This window comes from Acinetobacter sp. HR7 (assembly GCF_000773685.1).
Taxonomy (GTDB): domain Bacteria; phylum Pseudomonadota; class Gammaproteobacteria; order Pseudomonadales; family Moraxellaceae; genus Acinetobacter; species Acinetobacter thermotolerans.
In genome coordinates this window covers 1-2,258 of record NZ_JPQO01000122.1, presented here as the reverse complement: position 1 = coordinate 2,258, position 2,258 = coordinate 1, and the positions used below count along the sequence as shown (strand labels likewise).

At 45.8% G+C, this 2,258-nt stretch carries 3 protein-coding genes; 1 reads left to right on the top strand and 2 read right to left on the bottom strand.

Features of this window, described 5'->3' with window-relative positions; genetic code table 11:
* Window positions 1-56: 56 nt before the first annotated feature.
* Window positions 57-758, bottom strand: a complete 702-nt coding sequence (locus GW12_RS06030) for a DsbC family protein (RefSeq protein WP_034584851.1) — start codon at window positions 756-758, stop codon at window positions 57-59.
* Window positions 759-890: 132 nt separating this feature from the next.
* Window positions 891-1,844: a CDF family Co(II)/Ni(II) efflux transporter DmeF gene (gene dmeF, locus GW12_RS06025; protein ID WP_034584848.1), complete on the bottom strand. Its 954-nt coding sequence runs from the start codon at window positions 1,842-1,844 to the stop codon at window positions 891-893.
* Between the two features lie 56 nt (window positions 1,845-1,900).
* Between dmeF and GW12_RS06020 the strand changes: the two genes are divergently transcribed.
* Entirely contained in the window at window positions 1,901-2,167 is a 267-nt protein-coding gene (locus GW12_RS06020; RefSeq protein WP_034584845.1) for a metal/formaldehyde-sensitive transcriptional repressor, read from the top strand.
* Window positions 2,168-2,258 lie beyond the last annotated feature (91 nt).

Genomic DNA, 2,258 nt, shown 5'->3' with positions numbered 1-2,258 from the left:
AACTATGGGACAGCAGTGCCGGTTTGGGTGCTTTTTTATATCTGTATAGACTGGAATTATAGCCCAAGTTCTTTCCAGATTTTCTCGATCTGATCTGCAGGGTAGGCACCCATCAGTTTAAAGCCATTAGAAAAAATCACTGCTGGGGTACCTTGTACACTTAAAGATTTCGCCAAGGCAATATTGCGTTCAATGGGGTTACTACAACTTTTTGTTGATTTTGGCTGGATACCTTTGCCAATCAGGTCTTCCCAAGCCTGCGCTGGATTTTTCTCACAGAACAGCTGTTTCGATGGTGAAATTGACTGAGGTTTCAGTGGTAACACAAAGGTGTAGATGGTCACATCATTGAGTTTTTTCAGTTCAGACTCAAGCTGTTTGCAATACGGGCAATTTGGATCAGAAAATACCGCAATCTGGCGTTTACCCGTCCCCTTAACCGTTTTCAATGCGTCTTGTAGCGGCAGTTTTTTCCAGTCAATGCTATTCTGTTTGAGGACCAAGTCCCGGGTCAGATTGTGCTTATCAGCCAGCCGAATCATGCTGCCGCCAATCAGATGTTGGGCATCTTCATTCAGATAGACCACCTGACCATCGAGTACACCGCTATAGATGCCTTTCATCTCAGTGGTTTGCAGGTTTTCAATTTTCAGGTCTGGGCTGTTCTTGGCCAGATTGGCTTTTACGGTATTAATATCGGCAAAGCTTAAGCTTGAAGCCAGCGCCGTCATGGCCAGCAGTAGGGTAGGTTTCAGCATGAATCTCCCGCTCATGTCAGTATATAAATGTGTCCTGATTCTAGGCGTTTTAGCTAGGAAAATCAGATGAATTATGTAGCGTCCTTGTTGAGTGACTTTTCCTGTTGTTTCACGTGGAACATAAAAGCCTGTTTACCCTGACGTTATCGGATTGATTTCTACCGAAATATGCACGATTTCTTCGTGAATGGAAATAGCATCACGCACCTGATCCGGATTTAAATCCAAAGTCGTATCTAACGCCACAAAGCAGGCAAACTTGCCTTTACCCACCCGAGAGACATGGATATCGGTCAGTTGCACCTTTGGCCCAAAACCGGCAATCACTTCACGGATTTCTTCTACCACCGGCGCATCCATATCGGCATCCAGCAAGGTTTTTCCAGTCTGTTTCAGCAAACCAATCGACCAGCGTGCGACCAGCACCGAACCAACAATCCCTAGAATCGAATCCAGAATATCCCAGCCAAAATATTTGCCTGCAAACAGGGCAATGATGGCAAATACTGAAGTCAGCGCATCCGCAACCACATGCATAAAGGCGGCCTGGTGGTTTAGATCATGCTGTTCATAGCTATGTCCATGCTCATGGTGATGATGACCGTGATCGTGGTCATGCCCATGAGAATGCTCATGTCCACCCTCATGCAGCAACCAGGCACAAACCAGATTGATTAGCAGGCCCAGAATGGCAATTGGAATCGCTTCGTTATAGTGAATCTCCACCGGAAAAAACAGCCGTTCGAAAGAATGAAAGGCCATCAAGCCCGCGATCACCAGCAACAGAATCGCACTGCTATAACCTGCCAGAATTTCAATGCGCCAGGTACCCATATTAAAACGCGGATCATCGGCATAGTGACGAGCCGCCTTATAAGCTGCATAGGCCAGTCCCAGTGCCAGCACATGCGAACTCATATGCCAGCCATCGGCCAAGAGTGCCATAGACTTAAAAATCCAGCCACCCAGAATCTCAAACACCATCATCACCGCAGTCAGGATAATGGCAAACAACATCTTCTTCTGTGCCAGTGGATTGCCTTCATCGAACTGATGACTATGCGGCGGGTTGGTCTTGTTTTGCATTCGTCCGGTCTTGTTTATATACTCCCCCTTAGTATATTTATTTTTGGAGACTTGTGGTGAGTCATTTGCATGAAGACAAAAAAATATTAAATCGTGTACGGCGGTTAAAAGGTCAGATTCATGCAGTGGAAGCCGCGCTGACCCAACCAGAACCGAGCTGTATTGATATCTTGCAGCAGGTTGCTGCGATTAAAGGCGCTGTGAATGGTCTGATGAGTGAGCTGATTGAAGAACACCTGCGGGAACATGTGATTCAAGATCCAGAAGCAGTCAATGAACAGGACCTGCAGGAATTTTTAAAGCTGTTAAAGCGATATGGCTGATCAAGCATCATGTCTTGTCCTGAAATAGATTGACAGTATTCCACTTCAAACCGAGTTAAGCAATTAGCTCGGTTTTTGTTAGCTCATACAA